General features: G+C 61.4%; 3 protein-coding genes and 1 pseudogene. All 4 read right to left on the reverse strand.

All coding sequences use genetic code 11. The annotated features are described in order from the left end of the window. Positions 1-476, reverse strand: a pseudogene (locus ACIQ39_RS18635) (polyphosphate kinase 2); the annotation flags it as partial. A gap of 90 nt (positions 477-566) precedes the next feature. Then, a complete protein-coding gene (locus ACIQ39_RS18640) occupies positions 567-1,955 on the reverse strand; it encodes an MATE family efflux transporter (protein WP_396436079.1) in 1,389 nt (462 codons plus the stop codon). A 3-nt stretch (positions 1,956-1,958) separates the two neighbouring features. Further along, positions 1,959-3,704: a hypothetical protein gene (locus ACIQ39_RS18645; protein WP_396436080.1), complete on the reverse strand. Its 1,746-nt coding sequence runs from the start codon at positions 3,702-3,704 to the stop codon at positions 1,959-1,961. A 169-nt stretch (positions 3,705-3,873) separates the two neighbouring features. Beyond that, positions 3,874-4,137, reverse strand: a complete 264-nt coding sequence (locus tag ACIQ39_RS18650; RefSeq protein ID WP_396436081.1) for a type B 50S ribosomal protein L31 — start codon at positions 4,135-4,137, stop codon at positions 3,874-3,876. Between the last annotated feature and the right edge of the window lie 223 nt (positions 4,138-4,360).

The following is a 4,360-nucleotide window of genomic DNA, read 5'->3' on the forward strand; positions in this document are numbered from 1 at the left end:
GTTTCGTTGCAAAACCCCATGACTTTTTCGACACCTGCGCGGTTGTACCAACTGCGGTCAAACAGCACGATTTCGCCAGCGGCGGGCAGGTGTGTGATGTAGCGCTGAAAGTACCACTGGGTTTTTTCGCGGTCGTTGGGGGCGGGCAGGGCGGCGACGCGGCAGACCCGGGGGTTCAGGCGCTGTGTGATGCGTTTGATGACGCCGCCTTTGCCAGCGGCATCGCGCCCTTCAAACAAGATGACCATGCGGTGCCCGGTCTTGACCACCCAGTCTTGCAGCATCACCAGCTCTGATTGCAGGCGCAGCAGTTCGCGAAAGTAGCGCACGCGGTCGCCTGCTTGCGCTGCGTTGGTGGCAGCATCGATGCCCCATCGGTCGTCCAGCTCGAGCTCCAGTTCCTCGTCCATGCTGTCGAGCAGGTCTTCGCGCAATTGGCGCATTTGGGCTTCATCGATGGCGTGGGCATTGTGCATGGCGAACAAAATGGTCAAAACCTCACTTTCGTTGATGGATGTGAAGCATTGATGACAAAGGCCCCTCAATTCGTCCTGCGCGCCGCGTCCTCAGCCCGCCTGCAGCGGGGTGTCTGTGGCGCTGTCCTGAGGTGGCGGTTTGGAGGCTCGCCACACCAAGACCGCAAACAGCACCGATACCGTGGCCAGGGCCAAGCTGCTGGTGATCCAAAAGGTGTCGACGGCCGGGCGGGCGGTCCACTGCAGCCAGACATTCGGGCTTGAGTCGCCGTAGGCCCAGAGGTAGCCGCCATACAGCCCGAAACCCCATAAAAACGTGGTGTAAATGATGAGCGGGGCGATGGTGATGCGGTAGCAACGCAACAAAAAGACACACACCGCCTGCACCGCATCGGTCAAGTGGTACACGGCCACCCAGGCCAGCCAGACCGCTGCCGCTTGGGCCACCAGGGGGTCGATGGTGAAGGCCTTGGCGATGGCTTCGCGCCCCAGCAGCAAAGCTGCAGAACACAGCATGGCCGCACCCATGGCCAAGCCCATGCCCATGCCAACCGCTTGCCGGGCCCGTTGGGGTTGACCTGCCCCCAGCCAGTAACCGGTTCGGGCGCTGCTGGCAATGCCCAAAGCCAGCGGCACCATGTACAGCACCGAAGCCAAGCTGGCCGCAATCTGATGGCTGGCCGAAGCCACCGAGCCCTGCCGGGCAATGAACAAAGCCATGAGGGTGAAGGACGTGACCTCAACCATGATGCACAGCCCAGCGGGCACACCCAGCCGCAAAAAGTGCCGCAGCACTGGCCATTGGGGTCTTTCGGGCCAGCGCCACAGGTCGTAGTCTTGGTAAATGGCTTGCGTGCGCATCAGCCAAAGGCCGGTGAGCATCATCAAGCTGTTGACCACCAACGTGGCCCAGGCACAGCCCACCACCCCCATACCGGGCACATCGCCTGCGCCAAAGGTCAGCAGCACCGACAGCGGTATCTTGACCAGCAGGGCACCGGCTTGCAGCCAGGTCACCAAGCGTGGGTAGCCCAGACTTTGGTTCAGCGTGCTGTACATGCGAAACAGCAAAGAGGGCACCAGCGCCACAGCCAGCACGCGCAAATAAGCGCGCACGTCGGGCCACAACGCAATGGGCACTTGCGTCCAAGACAGCCAGGGGTCTGGAAACCAAAGGCCAACCATGCCCAGCGCCGCCGCGCCCGCCGAAATATAGAGCGCTTGGCGCACCGAGCGGCCGATTTCGGCGCGCCGCTCGCCCCCGTGCAACTCGGCCCAAACGGGCAGCAGCGCCTGCAGCATGCCATTCAGGGCGACGTAAATGCTGATGTAAATGGACGATGCCAGCGACAGCACGGCCAAAGCGTGCGGGCTGTAGCGCCCTGCAATCACCGTGTCTGCCACGCCAAAAGCCATGACTGCCAGTTGCCCCACCAGCACGGTGCCTGCGTGCCGAGAGATGGTGCGCAACTCAGACATGGCTCACTCCAAGGCCAAGTCGGCTGGTGCAGCTGGCGGCAGTGTGAGCGGTGTGCTGGGGCGGAAAATCAAAATCCGGTCACTGCGGTCACCCAGTCGGGCGGCCGTGGCTTCGAGCGTCCAGCCCAAGGCCTTCAGACGATCGGCCAACAGGGCTTGGTTTTTTTCATCCATCACCAACCAAGGGCATGAGGCGCTGGGCTGCGCCGCCGCTTGCAAGCGCACCTGCGCGTGAAACAACAATGCAGCGCCTTGGGCTTGGCTGATGCCCGCGTACTGCAAGCACGAGGCGGTGCCCGTGACCATTTGTACTTTTTGCACCGTGGGGCCGTAGCTGCGGGCAAAGTTGAGCAGGGGCAGCCACAGGCTCATGAGCAGCAGCCAACACAGCACTGCCCCAGCAGCGGGCAAGACCAAGCTTTTCCAAATGGCCGCGCGGTGGCGGCCAATTCGCCAAGCGACCAACCAAGCCCAAGCCAACGTGGCCAACAAAGCCAATGCAAAAGCCGGGGCCGAAAACTCTGGCAAAAAGCCCGGGGCCAAGCGCGCCACGTTGGCCGCCGGTTGGGCTGGAAAGCCGGTTTGCATGGCCACCCAAATCACCCAGATCGTCAGCGCGCATACACTGAAAAACAACAGGGTGAACCAGTCGATCAAAGCCCCCAAGCTGCGGCGCAGAGTAGGCAGTGCAAAAGCGGCCAATGCCGAAATGCCAGGCAAGGCCAAAAGCAAGGTCCGGTCTGACAGGCCGGTGAGCCAAGTGCCCCCCAAGGTGACCAGCACAAACCACAAGGGCAAGGCCAAATGGGGGTATCGCCAGCACTGCAAAAGCTGAGCCCGCCAACGCCAAAGTGACCACAGCGCCAGAGGCCAAGCGGGCCAGGTGAACCACAGCATCAACTCGGCAAAAATGTGCAGTTCGAACAGGCTGTGAGCCTCCACGCGCCAGCGCCACAAGTCAAGCGCACCTGCCGTGGTGATGCACAGCAGGCACAGCAGCGCCAGCAGGCCCAAGTCGAGCATGCGCATGCGGCCTTGGCTGGGGTCGACTGGGGCCACTGCGCGGATCAGCGAGCCGCCTATACCCAGCCAAAGGGCCACGATGGGCGCGCCCGACAAGGTCAAGCCCAGCATGCCAAGGCCAACAGCCACACCCCCTTTGACGCGCCAGCGAGGCAAAGTGGACAAACCGACAAAAATAAAGGCAACAAAGCAAAGCTGACTGAGCGCGGGCGTGGCTTCGTGCGCGAGCCGAGCCAGGCCCAAGCAGGCAATCAGGGCCAACAAGCCGCCATCGGCCAAAGCGCGGGCGTAATCAGCGGGCTTGGCTTCACCCCCAAAAGCAAAAGCCACTGGCTGCGCTGCCGGGTGCCGGGCCAGTGCATTCACCGCGTACCAAGTGGCGGCCAGCGTCAAGGCCAGCATGCCCACAAAGGGCAGCCGAGCAAAGACATCTTCCCAGCCCGAGGGGGCCAGCTTTAAAAATACGGCCCCCAACCAATAGGGGAGCAGGGCCAGTTGGGGGTCGTGTTGGCCAAGCAAACTGGGTTTGAACCAGTTGGCCAGCTCGCCCATGGCCGGTTGGGCCAGTTGCAGCATGTAGCCCAAAGACTCGAGGTCTTGCGACTTCCAGGGCGAACGACCCCAAAACCCGGGTAAAACGTAAGCCACGCACAGCAGCAACAAGCCCAAGCGCGGCAGACGGCGTACGGCATTTTGGGAAACGATGGCGGGGGTGGGTTGGTTCACAAGTGCGGCGCAATCAGTTCAAGTGGCAGGGCCGAGGCACGGCTTGGTGGGTCCAAAGGCGGGGGCAAAAGCATTCAGGGTCAAGGCGCGAGGTTTTGCAGCGCTGAACCATGTAAAAAAGGGCAGGCCGGTTGCCCGGGCTGCCCTTTTTTGAACACCAACGCGCGAATTACTTGGCGATGGTGGTGGTCTTGCCGAAGCGGTTGCGGAATTTTTCCACGCGGCCGCCCATGTTGTCGACCGACTTTTGTGTGCCGGTGTAGAAGGGGTGCGACTCACTGGTGGTGTCCAGCTTGTACCAAGGCAGTTCGCGGCCGTCATCCATTTTGATCATTTCTTTGGTGTTGGCGCATGAACGGGTCACGAACTTGAAACCATTGGACATGTCTTGGAAGCAAACTTCACGGTAATTGGGGTGAATGCCGTCTTTCATGGGGAAATCCTTTTATTTTCGCGACGGTAGCCACTCTGCAGCCTATCTGAAAGCACTTTCCGCAAAACCGTAGATTATAGATCATCTTCCCCGGCAAGCCCCAACCCCGTTCATGGATTGCTTCGTGCCTCGCGATGACGGACGAAGGGCGGTGCCGTCTTTGGCGTCATTGCGAGCGAAGCGCGGCAATCCATGGATCGCTTCGTTCCTCGCGATGACGGGA

This window comes from Limnohabitans sp. (genome assembly GCF_044361645.1).
Classification (GTDB): Bacteria; Pseudomonadota; Gammaproteobacteria; order Burkholderiales; family Burkholderiaceae_C; genus Limnohabitans_A.

What these genes read in the sequence shown, in the direction of transcription:
- ACIQ39_RS18640 (WP_396436079.1), bottom strand. Translation starts at nt 1,955, where the DNA reads ATGTCTGAGTTGCGCACCATCTCTCGGCACGCAGGCACCGTGCTGGTG.
- ACIQ39_RS18650 (WP_396436081.1), bottom strand. Translation starts at nt 4,137, where the DNA reads ATGAAAGACGGCATTCACCCCAATTACCGTGAAGTTTGCTTCCAAGAC.